12 protein-coding genes are annotated in these 16,471 nt (G+C 40.0%); 8 read left to right on the top strand and 4 right to left on the bottom strand.

Features of this window, described 5'->3' with window-relative positions; all coding sequences use genetic code 11:
• Positions 1 to 56 precede the first annotated feature (56 nt).
• The gene (locus ACFG4S_RS30190) at positions 57 to 1,097 is read left to right on the top strand and encodes a hypothetical protein (RefSeq protein ID WP_392532569.1); all 1,041 of its coding nucleotides are present in this window, start codon (positions 57 to 59) and stop codon (positions 1,095 to 1,097) included.
• A gap of 342 nt (positions 1,098 to 1,439) precedes the next feature.
• A protein-coding gene (locus ACFG4S_RS30185) for an IS5 family transposase (protein ID WP_392530881.1) occupies positions 1,440 to 2,938 on the top strand; the annotation gives its coding sequence in 2 pieces (ribosomal slippage) (positions 1,440 to 2,679 and positions 2,679 to 2,938; 1,500 coding nt in all).
• 457 nt (positions 2,939 to 3,395) lie between these two features.
• On the opposite strand, the gene ACFG4S_RS30180 is transcribed toward ACFG4S_RS30185, so the two are convergent.
• Positions 3,396 to 4,478: a helix-turn-helix domain-containing protein gene (locus ACFG4S_RS30180; RefSeq protein WP_392532568.1), complete on the bottom strand. Its 1,083-nt coding sequence runs from the start codon at positions 4,476 to 4,478 to the stop codon at positions 3,396 to 3,398.
• 474 nt (positions 4,479 to 4,952) lie between these two features.
• Positions 4,953 to 5,075 (bottom strand): hypothetical protein, encoded by a 123-nt coding sequence (locus ACFG4S_RS30175; protein ID WP_392532567.1) that lies wholly within the window; start codon positions 5,073 to 5,075, stop codon positions 4,953 to 4,955.
• Positions 5,076 to 5,496: 421 nt separating this feature from the next.
• Between ACFG4S_RS30175 and ACFG4S_RS30170 the strand changes: the two genes are divergently transcribed.
• From ACFG4S_RS30170 to ACFG4S_RS30160, 3 genes are all read left to right on the top strand, one after another.
• Complete coding sequence (locus ACFG4S_RS30170) at positions 5,497 to 5,886, top strand: signal peptidase I (RefSeq protein ID WP_392532566.1); 390 nt, start codon at positions 5,497 to 5,499, stop codon at positions 5,884 to 5,886.
• Between the two features lie 264 nt (positions 5,887 to 6,150).
• The gene (locus tag ACFG4S_RS30165; protein WP_392532565.1) at positions 6,151 to 6,960 is read left to right on the top strand and encodes a phytanoyl-CoA dioxygenase family protein; all 810 of its coding nucleotides are present in this window, start codon (positions 6,151 to 6,153) and stop codon (positions 6,958 to 6,960) included.
• Positions 6,961 to 7,115: 155 nt separating this feature from the next.
• A complete protein-coding gene (locus ACFG4S_RS30160; RefSeq protein WP_392532564.1) occupies positions 7,116 to 8,126 on the top strand; it encodes a glycoside hydrolase family 43 protein in 1,011 nt (336 codons plus the stop codon).
• A 99-nt stretch (positions 8,127 to 8,225) separates the two neighbouring features.
• On the opposite strand, the gene ACFG4S_RS30155 is transcribed toward ACFG4S_RS30160, so the two are convergent.
• Entirely contained in the window at positions 8,226 to 8,924 is a 699-nt protein-coding gene (locus ACFG4S_RS30155) for a DUF305 domain-containing protein (protein ID WP_392532563.1), read from the bottom strand.
• Between the two features lie 531 nt (positions 8,925 to 9,455).
• Between ACFG4S_RS30155 and glf the strand changes: the two genes are divergently transcribed.
• Both glf and ACFG4S_RS30145 read left to right on the top strand, forming a co-directional pair.
• Entirely contained in the window at positions 9,456 to 11,894 is a 2,439-nt protein-coding gene (gene glf / locus ACFG4S_RS30150; RefSeq protein ID WP_392532562.1) for a UDP-galactopyranose mutase, read from the top strand.
• 316 nt (positions 11,895 to 12,210) lie between these two features.
• Complete coding sequence (locus ACFG4S_RS30145) at positions 12,211 to 14,421, top strand: family 1 glycosylhydrolase (protein ID WP_392532561.1); 2,211 nt, start codon at positions 12,211 to 12,213, stop codon at positions 14,419 to 14,421.
• A 112-nt stretch (positions 14,422 to 14,533) separates the two neighbouring features.
• On the opposite strand, the gene ACFG4S_RS30140 is transcribed toward ACFG4S_RS30145, so the two are convergent.
• Positions 14,534 to 14,806 carry a hypothetical protein gene (locus ACFG4S_RS30140; protein ID WP_392532560.1) on the bottom strand — a complete coding sequence of 91 codons (273 nt, stop codon included), beginning with the start codon at positions 14,804 to 14,806 and terminating at the stop codon, positions 14,534 to 14,536.
• Positions 14,807 to 15,928: 1,122 nt separating this feature from the next.
• Here ACFG4S_RS30140 and ACFG4S_RS30135 point away from each other — a divergent pair.
• Complete coding sequence (locus tag ACFG4S_RS30135; protein WP_392532559.1) at positions 15,929 to 16,351, top strand: hypothetical protein; 423 nt, start codon at positions 15,929 to 15,931, stop codon at positions 16,349 to 16,351.
• Positions 16,352 to 16,471 lie beyond the last annotated feature (120 nt).

The raw sequence follows: 16,471 nt of genomic DNA, 5'->3' as shown, positions 1-16,471 counted from the left end.
AAGGGTTTTAAGGTGGTAAATTTTCATGCAATAAGTACGTAGCTTTATAAAAGTTAATGCAAGAGTTTAAAAGCCCAACCAGCCGATTAACAAGATTGTTTCGCAACGGTCGAGACAATTGGAAAGAGAGAGCTTTGGAAAAACAGAAAAAACTTAGAGCATTAGAAATAAAAATCAGAGATTTATCAGCCTCACGAGACTATTGGAAAAGCAGAGCAAAAATTGCTGAATCCAAGCTACTCAAACAGAATATTGAGATAGGGGACGAAAAAAAAGAGATAGTTCCAAGCGCTTTAGCTAATTTGGAAACAAGTGGAGAGGCTCTTGTTCCGATAGCGAAGGGACATCATTATTCAGTCGAAACAATTCAAATATCAGTACAACAAGTTATCAATTGTGGGAATAGTTTGCGAGGAGTTGAGAAAACTTTTGAGTTGTACGTTGATTTCTCCGAACACGGGACTCCAAGCTTTAGTAGTATTAGAAAATGGTTAGGACGAATTGGATTGTACGAACTCAACAGAAAAAAAGAATATCGGAGTGATTGGATCTTTATCGTTGATTTGACTGTAGAACTTGGAACAGAAAAAGCTTTAGTAGTGTTGGGAGTTTCACAACAACTGCTTGAAGAACAAGTTTTCCCTTTAAAGCGAGGATTAGGACATCAAGATGTCGAACTTCTGGCGTTAGAAATTATGTACTCAACTAAAGGAGAGTACATCGAGCAGAAACTCTCTGAGCTAACGAAAAAAGTTGGTTGTCTAGTACAAATAATAGCTGACCACGGTAGTGATATACAAAGAGGAATCAAGCTATATCAACAACAATATCCCGAAGTGATTTACACCTATGATGTGACTCATGCAATGGCTTTACTGCTAAAACATGAGTTAGTAGCTGATGAGAAATATCAGTCTTTTATCCAGCAATGTACACAATGTAGACAACAACTACAACAAACAGAGCTATCTTTTTTATCTCCACCATCTCAACGTTCTCAATGTCGTTATTTCAATATCGAAAGGCTGATTAATTGGGCTATTAAACTTTTAGATTCTCCAATAGACATACAGGGTAGAACTGTTACCAAATATTGAACCTGCCATTTTGAGGCAAAAATTAAAATCCAAATTAGGATGGTTAATCAATTATCAAGAGCCGCTTAGTATTTGGAGCCAAATGGTTCAAATGACTCGAACTGTAGAAACTCATCTTAAAAATTGTGGGCTTAATCAAAAGTTAAGCAGCGTTCTGAAGTTACAGCAATTAACAATGGGAGCCAATTCTCTAGTTAGGGGTTGCTGAAAAAGAAAGAGAAGCTCACAGGATATAGATTATCTGACCAAAGAAGTATATTCAGGTGCAAGACTTGAGGGTAAAATAGCCCAAAATCCTTGCATAACCGCGACCAGCAGTACACAAGTGTGCTGTTTGTAACCATGTACCGAAAACAGGGGCAAAATCCAATCTCACCAGAGAACTTTGAATTTCCGTTTTCAGGCAAGTTGTCATCAGATAATCGTTGGATTATTCTGGCGAATTTAATACCCTGGGCAGAATTTGAAGAGGAATATTCATCCGGGTTCTCTGTAGAGATGGGAGCGCCAGCAAAGTCATTTCGGATGGCATTAGGGGCATTAATAATCAAAGAAAAACTAGGAATAAGTGATAGAGAGACAGTAGAACAAATCAAGGAAAACCCTTATCTACAGTACTTCATAGGGATGTCATCCTATATTAATGAAGCTCCATTTAATGCATCGATGCTAGTCCATTTTCGTGAAAGAATTAGTGCAGAATTAGTAAACAAAGTAAATCAAGAAACTGTTAAGAGGATACTAGAGACAACATCTTCGACTTTAGCAACTGAATCAATTGAATCAACTGAATCAACTCAAAAAAAAAAAGAAGAATTAGAAAAAGAAGATAACACGCCAAAAAATCGGGGAGAATTAATATTAGATGCGACTTGTGCGCCAGCAGACATCAGCTATCCAACAGATTTCGAGCTATTGAACCAAGCAAGAAAACAGACAGAACAAATAATAGACCTTCTTTATGAACAGATAAAAGGTACATTAGAGAAAAAACCAAGGACTTATCGGGAAATAGCAAGAATTGACTACTTAGAAGTCGCTAAAAAGCGTCGTGTATCCCAAAAAGATAGGAAAAAAGCGATTAAAAAGCAGCTTCAATATATCAAAAGAAACTTATCTCATATTGACCAGCTAATCAGAACAGGAGCAACTCTAGAAAAACTAAGTACTAGACAATATAAAATGTTGCTTGTAGTTGTAGAAGTTTATCGTCAACAACTATGGTTGTATGAAAATAAAAAACAGAGTATTGATGACCGAATCGTTAGTTTAAGCCAACCACATATCCGTCCAATTGTCCGTGGAAAAGCTGGGAAAGCCGTGGAATTTGGGGCAAAATTATCAGCTAGTTATTTTGATGGATATGTATTTTTAGACCATATTAGTTGGGATAATTTTAATGAATCAGGAGACTTAAAAGCACAAGTAGAAGCATATAAAAATTATACTGGCTATTATCCAGAATCGGTTCATGTAGATAAAATTTATCGCACAAGAGAGAATAGAGCTTGGTGCAAAGAAAGAGGTATTATCATCAGTGGCCCTCCTTTGGGAAGACCACCTGCTAATCTTAGTAAAGAAAAAAGAAACAAGATTTAGAATCTGAGAAAATTCGTAATTGTATTGAAGGAAAATTTGGGCAAGCTAAAAGAAGGTTTAGCCTCAATCGAGTGATGGCGAAACTTTCCCATACTTCTGAAACTGCAATTGCTATTACTTTTTTAGTGATGAATCTTTCTACTCACCTGTCGCGCGTGTTTTATGCTTTTTTATGTCTATTTTTGAAAACTGCACCTTTTTTGCAGTTTCCTATAACTGAAAGTTATTATTTTCTGAATTAGAGACAACAAAAGCTTATCTTTCATTTTGCTTGAATAACTAGTCAACCCAAAAGAATTGCTTTTTCATACTTTTTCAGCAACCCCTAGTTAATTTCCAACTAAAGATTATAGACTATTTAACAATTGAAAGTTCTAAAATTCAGTCAGAACAGACAATTCTTGCGACTTCTGATGTAATTGAATCGCTTTTTGGCAAATATAAACAGTTTTCTTCTCGATGTCCTCTTAAACAGATAGGTCAGATGATTTTGAGCATTTCTTTATCTACTATGAAGTTGACAGGATCTGTTGTAAAACTTGCCTTGGAAACAGTTCGGTATCTTGATCTTGAAGCTTGGTCCGATCAAGTTTTCGGTCAATCTATGCTTTCAAAGAGAAGAACTGTGTTTACTGCCTCAAATAACGACACAGAAATTGCATGAAAATTTTTGGGCTAATTTCTCACAAAGTCAACACCCTAGATACAAGCTTCTTCTTCCGCTTGTTCTGGGCGTTCTTGAATATTTGAACCTAGATAACCGTAAAATCCCGATAAAAAATCTGTGTTGATAGTCCCAAATCCACGTTCTTCAATACCACCTTCTGGCGGGCGATCGCGTAAATGGCACTCAAAACCAAGTTGAAAACCAATTTGCTTCAAATGCTCGGAGCGAAAATCCTTCCCGCCATCAGTAAATAGGTTTTCTGGAACCCCGTAAGTTCCCCACTCACAATGAAGTTTATATTCCGAACTATACTGCTTGCGTAACATCGCATGACGCATAGCTAAGGCAACTACCAGAGAACTAGGTGGATCAAAACCTAAATGGATGCCCATAATACAGCGCGAATAGCTATCTGTAATTTTTGTCAACCAAGGACGTGCTAGAGTTTCGCCATACTGGTCAACTAGCATGACATTTAATTTTGTATGGTCGCACTGCCAAACATGGTTACTATGATGTACATCAAGCGTTTGGCCGTCACGAGTTTGATGGGAAACTCTCGATCCACGCCAGCCAATATTTCTTACTTTTTGCTTCTGCTCTTTACGTTCAATAATCGGATTGAGAACGCGATAAACCGTCATGTGGCAGGGATATTTCTCTAAACCTAGCTGTCCGGCTCTAATCTGAACTCGAATTGCGACTTGAGCCGGTGTCATTTTTCTACCGTCCTTGTTACCTTCTTTATAAGTTTTGACGATAAAATCTTGCCAACCATCATCAATCCGATAAGCACCTTTATCAGATCGTTCGGCTTCAGTAACGCCTGATAACCCCTGTTCTTGATATTTTTTGACGAGTCGTTGTACTGTCCGAACCGTCTTGCCAAGTTTTTCTGCGGCTTGCTTTAATTTAATTCCGTAGGTTTTGCGATCGCATGGACCAATCAGACTTTGTAATACCTCCACTCTCAACTTAGCCTCTGCCGAAATTTCAGTAACAATTACATTGTTTTCTTTTGCATCTGCACTCTCCGAAGTTTTATCAACCTGATCCGAGCGATCGTGCAAAAGCAAAGATTCATCAACCTGATTGGAGTTTGGAGTTTCACCCATAAACAAACTTCATAGCTTGAAACTAATTGATTAGGCAATACAGCAAGTCTCTCTAAGAAAAGCCAAGTTTACAGATTTAGCTTGCATCGAAATGAAGCTGGAATAGGAGTATTGACTTCGCAAGTAGAGAAAAACAATAAGACATTAGTACATATATGTCTTATTTGTTACTTATTTTTGTTTGGATACTATTTAATATAATACTATTTTGTTCCAAAAAACGACATATAATTTTTTATATCTATCTTCTTTCAGAAAAACGACACTTATTTCGTTATCTATAGCTGAAAAATTTTTAAAGCTGTTTTTTGAAAAAACGACGCTTAAAATGTTATGTATTTAATTTACGACAGCTAATTAGTTAAATCATGAATGGTATTAAGTTTAGCCTAAAAAAGCTATATACCTTATTCTGTAAGACTTATAGCTATTTTATATAAACGACATTAATTAGTTAAGACGACAAATAATTAGTTATTCGACAGATGTTTCCAGAATAATTTGGGATGGATCTATAACAAAATTACTCTTGTCAAGAAAAATAGCATCTGGAGCTTGCGTTAATTCTTCCGTGAATTCAAATTGTTTGTCTGCCATTGGAGTGAAAAACACTCATGAATAATTAAGGTACTAATGTACTATTAATTTGCTAAGAATACGACATACAATTTGATAAATGCTTAAATCTTAACAAACGACATCTAATTTGATAAGCTAAAATTTGCGACATATAATTTGCGAATTAAGCAAATTTATTTTATTTATTTTCTGTGTGAGTAAATAGTTTATAATCCTTACAGGGTAAAAGTCTCAGGCATTTAGATGCGGTTGCGACACATCTGCGAATTCCGACATTTAATTTGCGAATGTACATTTATCTTCCATATTCTCTATTCTACATTTCTATGCAGCCTCATATAGAATTGGTATGAGAGCAAAGATATTGCAACTCATGTTCTTGAACACTACAAGCAAGCAGGTTACACCGGACAAATTTTGGTTCCTTCCTTGGAGTTAAATGATGCAGCCTAAAGTTGTTTATGGAAACGCAGCCGTTGAAGGTGTAAATCGTTGGGGATGGTTCATGGGTCACTTTATCACCCCTGAAGACGATCCGCGTTCCACGGAAATGCTAGAAGTAAAATGGGCTGTTCATAAAGCAGGTGAAAGTAGAACTGAATGGGCAGTAAATAACCAAGCTGCGACGCTTTCAATTCTCATTCACGGACAATTTCGCTTGCAATTTGAAGATAGAGAAATTTTCTTAACTTGTGAAGGTGATTACGTTCTTTGGTGTGCAGGTGTATCCCATTGGTGGGTTGCTGAGTCAGACTGCACTATTCTCACTGTCAGATGGCCTTCAAAGCCAGGCGATAGTGTTGCATTGCCTGGAGTATCAAAGAGTTAGTTTGTTAAGTAATTCGTCATCATTTATTTTAATTAATTGTTACAGAGAATTGGTATATAAGCCACTAATTTGGAAAATAGTGCGCTACTATCGACGAGCAATTAAAAAATCTCCTAGAGGTCTGATATTAGGGAAATCCAAGAAATAAAAACAACCGCTTGAAGTTGCTGACTGTTGACTGTTGACTGTGAACAGTCGAATATTTTTTATTTGGAAGTCCTTACTTAATACGTCTCTAGTTATAAGTTGAAGAGGATAAAAAAGATGGTTCAAAGTATAGGCGGTATAGCGAAATATTCAGCTACCGACCTAGACCGATTTGCTCAAAAACTGAATCAAGACGGAATTTGTGTGATTCCCGGTGTTTTTGAGCAAAAATTGATTGACGAGTGGGCACAAGCTTTTGAAAAATTATTTCACGAGCGTCAAAATCAACCAGGTGGGTTGGCTCCTCGTGAATTTTCCCGCTACTATTTAACCTTGCCTTGGATTTACCCATTTGCTAATGAATTAGTTTTTGCTAACCCAGTGATTATGGGTATCCTAGAGCGCGTGTTTTTCCAAGAATACGTAATGGTTCAGATGGGAGTTGATGTCCCATTCCAGGGTTCAGATTATCAGGAAATCCATCGGGATTTTCGCCCATTATTTAGCGATCGCATAGTGACCCCACTTTACGCCCTAGCAGTCAACTTTCCCCTCGTGGAAGTAACCGCAGAAAACGGTCCCTTTCAAATGGCACGCGGGACTCATATATTACCGCGTGAAGAAGGATTAAAGAAGGTTGCTAGTGGTGAAATTCCGATGGAATCTTTTTATATGCAGCCAGGTGACGTGATGGTGCGATCGCCTTTAGCGCTGCATCGGGGTTCCCCAAATCGGACAAACCATCCAAGACCTATGGTAGTTCTGGGCTATGCCATGCATTGGTTGCACACACCAAAGGTAGATTTGACTCTCCCACAAGACTATTATGAAAGTCTGCCAGAAAAGCTAAAGCAGATGCTACGCTGTCAGCTAGTAGAAAGCTTACCTCAGAACAAAGTCGAAACTTACGTGAATTTTAAATACTAGTAGTTTTTTAAGGCAACAATGCTTGGCAAATCAGTTTGTAGTAAGGACTTTAGTCCTTGATTTGAGCGCTAAAGCCCTCACTACAAACCAAGCAAACTTAACTTGATAAACCACTAGTGAAACAAGGATTTTTGTCATTCCATAGATAATTTAAGATGCAAACTTATACTAATCCAGTCTACAAAGGTTATTTTGCCGATCCCTTTGTTTGGCAACACCAAGGCGTATATTATGCGATCGGTACTGGTGCAGCAGAAGCAGAAGAAACGGTACATGAAGTAACCTCCGTAGACTTCACTAACAAATCACGTGTTTTTCCTCTGTTACGTTCCTTCGACTTTGTAAATTGGGATTTTGTTGGTAACGCACTACAGCGGCCAGACCCCGACCTTGGTGATAATTTTTGGGCACCCGAAGTCGCTTATTGCAATGAACAGTTTTATCTCTACTACTCTGTTGGGCACGGAGACAAGAATCATCAGTTACGTGTGGCGATAAGTGATAATCCGTTAGGGCCTTATCAAGATGTTGGTGAGCCACTTGTAGACCCAAAGTCCTGTTCCTTTGCGATCGATCCCCACCCATTCCGGGATGATGATGGACAGTGGTATTTGTTTTACGCCCATGACTTTCTGGATACATCTGATGGAGTGCGTGCTGGCACAGCATTATTTGTAGATCGACTCGAAACCATGACTAAACTTGCGAGTGAGGGAAAAGTCGTTTTGCGGGCGCGATCTGATTGGCAACGTTTTTTAACCAATCGTTTGATGTACGGTGAAATCTATGATTGGCATACTTTAGAAGGTCCCTGTGTTCGTAAGCATGAAGGTAAATACTACTGCTTTTATAGTGGTGGACGTTGGGAAACTGAGAACTACGGTGTAGATTATGGCGTTGCTGACAATGCGATCGGGCCTTACTCTGATGCAGGTAATGAAACCGGGCCACGGGTGCTAAAGTCTGTTCCTAATTTTGTTAGAGGACCGGGACATAATTCTATCGTTCTTGGTCCAGATGGTCACACTGAGTATCTTGTCTACCATGCTTGGACGGAAAACATGGATAGGCGGCAAATCTGCTTAGATATGCTGATCTGGACACCAGAAGGACCTCTTTGCCAAGGGCCTACCTGGACACCACAGACCATCATCGATAGCCCGTAACTCTACTACTAAGTAGTTACGATAAAGCTAGAGATTTTCACGTTAGATCTCTCTTAAGAATAAATGCCAGTTGTGTCAGGTAAAAAGTAGCTCTAGAATTCAACTTTCTTCGGACTTTGACTTATACCAAGCCTGATACCATTGCTGCATCTGGCTAATTTCAGCTGTTTGAGTTTTAATGATGGACTGAGCTAAGTTACGAATTTCTGGTTTGGTAGCTTTGTTAGTAACTATTTGCGACATCATCACAGCTATACGATGATGAGGAATCATCTGACGGATAAATTCTTTGTCAAAATCTAGTGCATTTTTCAAGGCTACCAAATCTATATTCATAGCTCTCATATTTTGGTTCATTGGCATTTTCATCATGCCTGAGTTCATTTGTTGACTCATATCCGCACGTCTTACCATCATTTCTTGATGATTTATGGTTGTTACAGGTACTTCTTTTCCATACCATGCCTTATACCAAGTTTGCATTTGTTGAATTTCACGGGCTTGGTCTATTTTAATAATTTGAGCAAGTTTTTTGATTTCAGGATGTTTTGCACGTGTTAGAGCTAGATTAGCCATTTCTACTGCTTGCTGATGGTGAGGAATCATCATTGTGATGAAATGCTGATTAACCTCCCCCATCATCCGTTGTTCGTCAGGAGTAATGTCAGTAGATAGATGATGAGTATTATGTTGTGAGTTTGGGGACTGAGCTTGCGTGTTATTGATGATTAATAATCCTCCAAAAACACTACTGCTTAATAAGCCTATAAGACCATAAATCAAATTTTTATTATTCATAAATTTACCTATTTGAGAGACTGAAGACTTAATATTTTGCTTCTGTAATTTAGTTTAGTTGAAAGCTGTGAGGAACTTGTGAGGATAAAACAGTTTTATTTACCTTTTCCATTTTTGAAAAAAGTCAGCACCCATCAATTCCTTTCTGTCCTCTAACCCTATTACCTACCTATGCAAGTAATTTTATAAATCAAATCAGATTTCTATATATATATAGGCTTGCAGTTAAATATAAACCAAAAATTACTTAACATAACTTAATGCTTTTAGGGGGATTTTCGATAAAAATATAATACTCAAGACTAAGCAAGAAAGTAATTTTATATTTATTTAGATAGATGATGAAGTAATAAATAAAACAGTATTTTAGAATTAATGCAACACAAAGATTGATTTTATCGATTTGATATACAAAATACAGGAAATTATGTTGCAAGCTTTTATCTGAAGGGGAGTTTGGCGCTGCCTTGTAAAGAAAAGATATTAGCGATTGGCTAGTCAGAATTAATAATCTAAAGAATGAGACGAACTATGGCAAGTGAAAAAGCTCAAGTCAAAAACAACGGCACCAGCAATATTATTTCGCCAAAACAGCGTAAAACAAAGCGATCGCAGCTAGACGAAATGCAATCATCAAGTAAATCACTGCTAAATTTAACTTCGTCTAATAAAAAACTTCAATCAACAGAAACCTTTAAAGATACACCTGATATAGTTTGCTTATCTCATTTACGTTGGAATTTTGTTTATCAAAGACCACAACATTTACTAACTCGTTGCGCTCAAGGAAAGCGAGTCTTCTTTATTGAGGAGCCGATTTTTTCTCAAGAACCCTTGAGAAAATTGGACATCAAGGAAGATGATAGTGGAGTGGTTGTAGTTGTACCACATCTACCAGAAGGTATAAGTGAAGAAGCAATCAATGCAGATTTAAAACTATTAATTGATAGTTTGTTTGCAGAGCATAATATCAGCAAGTATATTTGTTGGTATTACACACCAATGGCGATCGCTTTTACCGATCACTTGCAACCCCAAGCCGTAGTCTACGACTGCATGGATGAATTGTCTGCATTCCAGGGAGCATCACCCACTTTAAAGAATTACGAAGCCGTACTATTCCGCCGTGCAGACTTAGTATTTACAGGCGGACAAAGCCTTTACGAAAGTAAAGTGAACCAGCACCCCAACGTTTATGCCTTTCCCAGCAGTGTAGATGTCGCCCACTTTGGCCAGGCGAGAAATATTCAAGAACCAGAAGATCAAGCTCATATTCCACATCCTCGCCTTGGGTTCTTTGGGGTAATTGATGAACGGATGGATATTGAACTGCTTGCAGGTATTGCCGAAGCACGTCCCGACTGGCATCTAGTAATTATTGGGCCAGTTGTCAAAATCGATCCAGCAACTCTCCCACAGCACGAAAATATCCATTATCTCGGCGGTAGAGACTATAAACAGCTACCTGCATATTTAGCAGGGTGGGACTTAGCGATGTTGCCATTTGCGCGTAACGAGTCAACACGTTTTATTAGTCCTACCAAAACTCCAGAGTATCTTGCCGCAGGTAGGCCTGTGGTATCTACCTCAATTCGAGATGTAGTGCGTCCTTACGGAGAGTCAAAACTGGTACGAATTGCAGACACAGTTTCTGAGTTTGTCGTCGCCGCCGAACAGGGAATGCAAGAAGACACCGCAACCTCAGAATGGTTGAGTCGAGTAGATGTCTTTTTAGAAAAGATTTCTTGGGATCGTACTTGGGCATCAATGATGAAGCTAATTGACTCTGCCATTGCAGCCCGTGATGGTGAAGACAAAGCTTACTCCAAAGGTGTGCCTGGTAAACAAGCACCAAATATCATTACCAGAGATTTTGTCTTTGATTACTTGGTTGTCGGTGCTGGTTTTTCTGGTAGCGTCATTGCAGAACGTTTAGCAAGTGAGTCTGGTAAAAAAGTTCTGGTTGTAGACAAACGCAACCACATAGGCGGTAATGCCTACGATCGCTATGATGAACATGGCATTCTCGTACACAAATACGGTCCCCACATCTTTCACACCAACTCCCGCGATGTTTTTGAATACCTCTCACGCTTTACTAAATGGCGGTCTTACGAGCATCGCGTCCTTGCCAGTGTAGACGGGCAACTTGTTCCTATACCCATCAACCTCGATACCATCAACAAGCTGTATGGGATGAATCTCAATTCATTTGAGGTGGACGAGTTTTACAAATCCCTGGCTGAACCAATGGAATACATCCGCACTAGTGAAGATGTGGTGGTGAGCAAAGTTGGTCGAGAACTGTATGAAAAGTTTTTCCGAAATTATACACGCAAGCAATGGGGACTTGACCCATCGGAACTTGATAAATCAGTAATTGCCAGAATTCCCACACGTACTAATCGGGACGATCGCTATTTTACCGATACTTACCAGGCAATGCCACTACACGGGTTTACCCGGATGTTCGAGAATATGCTCAATCACCCGAACATCAAGGTAATGCTCAACACTGATTATCAAGAAATTCAAAAAGCGATACCTTGCCGCGAGATGGTTTATTCGGGGCCGGTTGACGAATACTTTGATTATCGCTACGGCAAACTACCCTATCGCTCCCTTGATTTCAAGCATGAGACGCACAACACGAGTGTGTTTCAAAAAGCGCCAGTAATTAATTATCCCAACGAACAGCTTTATACGCGTGTGACAGAGTTTAAATACTTAACTGGTCAGGAACACTCGAAAACGAGTATTGTTTACGAGTTTCCCAAAGCTGAGGGCGACCCTTATTATCCTGTACCGCGTTCTGAAAATCAGGAAATTTACAAGAAATATAAGGTGCTGGCTGATGAAACTCCAGGGATCTATTTTGTAGGACGATTAGCGACCTACAAGTACTACAACATGGATCAATGTGTTGCTCAAGCTCTGTCTGTGTACAAACAAATTGCGGTTAAGGCTTAAATAATTCGTAATTCGTAATTAGGACTGCTCTGTATTTAGTAGAGTGCGTTATGGACATTACGGCTTGTTTTCAAACTACTCGTTTAACCACCTAATTTTTTAGATCCCCCCAACCCCCCTTTTTAAAGGGGGCTAAGAATTTCATCTCTTAAAGTCCCCCTTTTTAAGGGGGATTTAGGGGGATCTAAGACTTTGAAAACACGCCCTAGCCCTAACGCACCAAAAATCTAAGATGGTGCGTTAGCCTTTGGCATAACACACACTACAAAACTCAAAAAGAACGCATCAAATAAAATATCAGCTTGAGTTGTAAATTATGATTTCAGCTTTCAACTCGACACTCAACACTAACAAAACACAACTTCCTCTAGAAGTTTGGGCTGGTGTAGAGTGTACGGTTAATCGTGTGGGTGAAGAGTATTTCGATCAGTTAGAACGCAATGGTCATGCAACTCGCTTGGATGACCTAGATTTATTCGCCCAACTTGGTATACACGCTATCCGTTATCCAGTACTTTGGGAAAGGATAGCGCCCAATGGTTTGGAAAATGCTGATTGGTCATGGCCAGACGAACGGCTGGGACGCTTACGCCAACTCGGCATCCGTCCGATTGTGGGATTAGTGCATCATGGCAGTGGACCGCGTCATACCAGCTTGGTAGATCCTGGATTTCCTGAGAAACTGGCGGTGTTTGCTCGTGCGGTTGCAGAACGCTATCCTTGGGTTACACATTACACACCTGTAAACGAGCCACTAACTACAGCACGATTCAGTGGGATGTATGGTCACTGGTATCCTCACGGAAAGGATGATTTAACTTTTGCTCGTGCATTGTTAGGAGAGTGTAAAGCGATCGCTCTTTCAATGCAAGCAATCCGCCAAGTCAATCCCTATGCCCAACTCGTGCAAACTGAAGATTTAGGCAAGATTTACAGTACATCAAAACTGGCTTATCAAGCAGAATTTGAGAACGAGCGCCGCTGGTTGAGTTTTGATTTATTATGCGGTCGCATCAACTCAACTCATTCCATGTGGGGTTACTTGGGCGACTGTGGTATCAACGAAGCTGAACTTGAAGTATTTTTAGAAAATCCTTGTCCGCCTGACATTCTTGGCATTAACCATTATCTGACAAGCGATCGCTTTTTGGATGAAAACCTAGAAACCTATCCAGCTAGAACGTATGGGGGTAATGGTCGGGACAACTATGCAGATGTCGAAGCAGTGCGAGTTTGTGCTGAGGGTTTGGCAGGACCGCGGACATTGCTGAAAGAGACATGGGAACGCTACAAACTACCCCTGGCTGTCACAGAAGTTCACCTGAGTTGCACTCGTGAAGAGCAGCTACGCTGGTTCAATGAAGTGTGGAATGCAGCTCAAGAATTACGAGACGAGGGTGCAGATGTTCGGGCTGTGACTGCTTGGGCACTTCTGGGCAGCTACGATTGGAATAGTTTAGTCACTCGCTCCGCAGGATACTACGAGTCAGGCGTCTTTGATTTGCGCTCTCCCCGTCCCAGACAAACAGCGATCGCCAAGATGGTGCGATATTTAGCCACTGGACATAAACCCAATCATCCATTACTGGATACACCAGGATGGTGGCAGCGACAAGAGCGCCTACTATACCCAGCCGTCAGTTGTCGCGTATCTTCCCCTGCTCCCCTGCTCCCCTGCTCCCCTACCTGCTCTCGTCCCCTAGCCATCGTCGGAGCCACAGGAACACTAGGCCAAGCTTTTGCTCGGTTGTGTGAAGTGCGAGGAATTTCCTATCGTCTGCTGACACGCCAAGATATGGACATTGCCAATCCTGCTTCCGTCAATAAAGTACTTGCCGAGTTGCAACCGTGGGCAGTTGTGAACGCTGCCGGATACGTGCGGGTAGACGATGCAGAAGGTGAACCCGACATTTGTTTAAAGGTAAACGCCGAAGGGGCAGGGATTTTAGCTGCTGCTTGCGCTCAACATAATGTAGCGCTGCTAACTTTCTCTTCAGATTTGGTATTCGATGGTGCTGAGTCTAATCCTTATGTAGAAACTGATAATGTTGCACCCCTGAATGTATATGGATACAGCAAAGTTTTGGCAGAAAAGCTAGTATTAAAGGCTCATCCAGCATCCCTAGTGATTCGCACCAGTGCATTTTTTGGTCCCTGGGATGATTACAATTTTGTTACCATCGCTCTACGGCAATTAGCTGCTGGTAATACTTTTGTCGCAGCCGAAGATGCGATCGTTTCGCCTACTTATGTACCGGATCTTGTCCATACCAGCCTTGATTTATTGATTGATGGCGAGAATGGTTTGTGGCATTTGGCTAACAAAAGTGCTGTTGCTTGGGCTGACTTAGCCCGATTGGCGGCGAAAAAAGCAGGTGTGAGTGTCAGTAATTTAATTGCTCGTCCTACGCAAGAACTTGGTTTAATTGCTCCCCGCCCAGCTTACAGCGTTCTTGGTAGCGATCGCGGTGAATTAATGTCACACCTTGACAGCGCAATTTCTCGGTACTTAGAAGAAAGAAATTAGTCCACCTTGGCGGAATTTGTAATCCAGATAAGGGATTACCAAGAAGTAAAACTACCGTCCTACAGAAGTTCATCTGAGGCGATCGCATGGCCAAAAAATGGATAAAGTCGAGCTAAGATAATTTTGGTTGCTGCCATAGAATGAGTTTTAATTGAGAGCAGTTGCAAGCTCCATTAGTAATTTCTCCTTCGTGGTCAGCTAGCCAATCATAAATTTGTGCAGCTTTTGCTAATGCCAGTTTTTCTGAACGATAAAGCCGAGGAGTTGGGCAGTAGGCTTCCCCATTAATGTGTACAGCTGCAATCTGCCAATAATCACTATCTTCACCCTCTGGTATAACGTCTAAAAATCCGCTATTGTAAGACTCAATTATTCCTATGTTCATCTGCAACCATCAAACTTTCTCACATTAGTCACAACAAAGCTGATACCTGCTAATTCTTGCAAGTCCTAGCTGGAATTATCAGGGAATACAGTCGCAACCTCTGTTAATAATTGTGGGTTAGTAGTTAATGCAAATCTGAATTCTTGGTCACTTTTTAGCTCGATTGACCAAATAATTATTAATTTATAATCATAATTAAAAAACGGTTACAGCAACATACATAATCATTAAAAATTCAGTGGTCAAAAACACAACGCAGAGTTCAGCTACTTATAGTGATAGTGAATCATCTCCCAAGGGGAGATGCTTTAGCGCAACAAACCCCCTGAAATTAGGGACTGACAAATAAAAATATCTCACACTTCACAGTCAACACTTCGGCTCATTTCGACTACGCTCAATGACCAACGCTTAAATCGAGCGACTTGCACTGAGCGGCGTCGAAGTGAGTCGAGATTCAGCAATCGCAGTCAGCAACTTCAAGCGCTTGTTTGGGAATCACATTGGCATCCTTAGGGACTTCCAAATAAAAAATATCCAATTAACTCTTGTGGGGTGGGTGACACGAGAGCCATATCAACTAGGCGGGCAGGATGCCATTGGTGTCAACTTAAGGTTAAAACCCATTTGTCAACGATAGGTTTTGCCAGGAACGAAGTATAAAGATGAACTTTTTTCTGACTTTTATACGCAAGTTGGGAGTGATGCTAATAAACAAAGCATTAATAGTCCCTGAAAAAGTTCGTTTTTTGTCCCTTTCAAACCGAATTTTTCAGCCTAAATGCTTATTGACATAGTAAGTTTGAGCTTAACTTGATACCAATGGCAGGATGCCCACCTCACAATATTGGATAATTTATTTCTTGGAGTTCCCTAACGAGAAACATCACGAGTACGATGAGAAATTTAGCGCTAAATTTATGAAGTTTTGTTAAAATCTCCGTAATTTCTACAACCCAGACTGAGTAATTAATTGAGTGTGAAGTTGAGGGAGCTTTTAAAGCTTAAGACCCTATATACTGGATTCTTTGATTTCCAGAATTGACTCATAGAACTCAACTTAATTAGTACATTACAAAATCAATTCATACATCTATCAGTCTGATAAGGAAAGCAAAACTCATGGAATCTCAAAAAGTAGAGTCAATAGTTATTGATTCGCAAAGGCCACAGCAGCGACAAGGCGATGAATGTCAAACATTAGAATCAAAGCCAATAGTTATTGATTCCCAAAGCCTAAAGCAGTTACAAGACAAAATTCAGAAAGAGATTCGTGAGCTACTGGCTAACTCTAACGTCAGTAAGATACTCAATGAACACGGCATATCAGGACAAAAAATCCTGAAAATTCAGTGTTCAATCGATCTAACTCAATTTAAAGGTATAGATACTGGCAATGGTCATCAAGCTGTGGGATTTTCACCAGAAATTCTCGAAACACGACAAACAACTGTAGAGTTTTTTCTGGGCGGATTTTGTAACCCTTGCTTAGGTCCTGACTTGCAACCTAACCCTGACTATCCTGATGGTTGCTGGGTAGATTAAACCTAACTCAACTCTCCTCTTCTTCAGTAATAGTGCTAAGTGTCAGTAAGCTAGGAAATTTTAACAGGCAATTGTTCCACGTCGGAAATGCAAATTTTGATGGTGCAACTATTACCGGAT

It is taken from the genome of Nostoc sp. C117, from assembly GCF_043099735.1.
Lineage (GTDB): Bacteria > Cyanobacteriota > Cyanobacteriia > Cyanobacteriales > Nostocaceae > Nostoc.
Note: the sequence above shows the minus strand (reverse complement) of the source record. Positions and strands in the feature narration are given on the sequence as shown.

Bases quoted from the DNA above. Each gene is read 5' to 3' on its own strand.
- ACFG4S_RS30190 (WP_392532569.1), top strand. From the start codon at position 57: ATGCAAGAGTTTAAAAGCCCAACCAGCCGATTAACAAGATTGTTTCGC.
- ACFG4S_RS30180 (WP_392532568.1), bottom strand. From the start codon at position 4,478: ATGGGTGAAACTCCAAACTCCAATCAGGTTGATGAATCTTTGCTTTTG.
- ACFG4S_RS30175 (WP_392532567.1), bottom strand. From the start codon at position 5,075: ATGGCAGACAAACAATTTGAATTCACGGAAGAATTAACGCAAGCTCCA.
- ACFG4S_RS30170 (WP_392532566.1), top strand. From the start codon at position 5,497: ATGATGCAGCCTAAAGTTGTTTATGGAAACGCAGCCGTTGAAGGTGTA.
- ACFG4S_RS30165 (WP_392532565.1), top strand. From the start codon at position 6,151: ATGGTTCAAAGTATAGGCGGTATAGCGAAATATTCAGCTACCGACCTA.
- ACFG4S_RS30160 (WP_392532564.1), top strand. From the start codon at position 7,116: ATGCAAACTTATACTAATCCAGTCTACAAAGGTTATTTTGCCGATCCC.
- ACFG4S_RS30155 (WP_392532563.1), bottom strand. From the start codon at position 8,924: ATGAATAATAAAAATTTGATTTATGGTCTTATAGGCTTATTAAGCAGT.
- glf (WP_392532562.1), top strand. From the start codon at position 9,456: ATGGCAAGTGAAAAAGCTCAAGTCAAAAACAACGGCACCAGCAATATT.
- ACFG4S_RS30145 (WP_392532561.1), top strand. From the start codon at position 12,211: ATGATTTCAGCTTTCAACTCGACACTCAACACTAACAAAACACAACTT.
- ACFG4S_RS30140 (WP_392532560.1), bottom strand. From the start codon at position 14,806: ATGAACATAGGAATAATTGAGTCTTACAATAGCGGATTTTTAGACGTT.
- ACFG4S_RS30135 (WP_392532559.1), top strand. From the start codon at position 15,929: ATGGAATCTCAAAAAGTAGAGTCAATAGTTATTGATTCGCAAAGGCCA.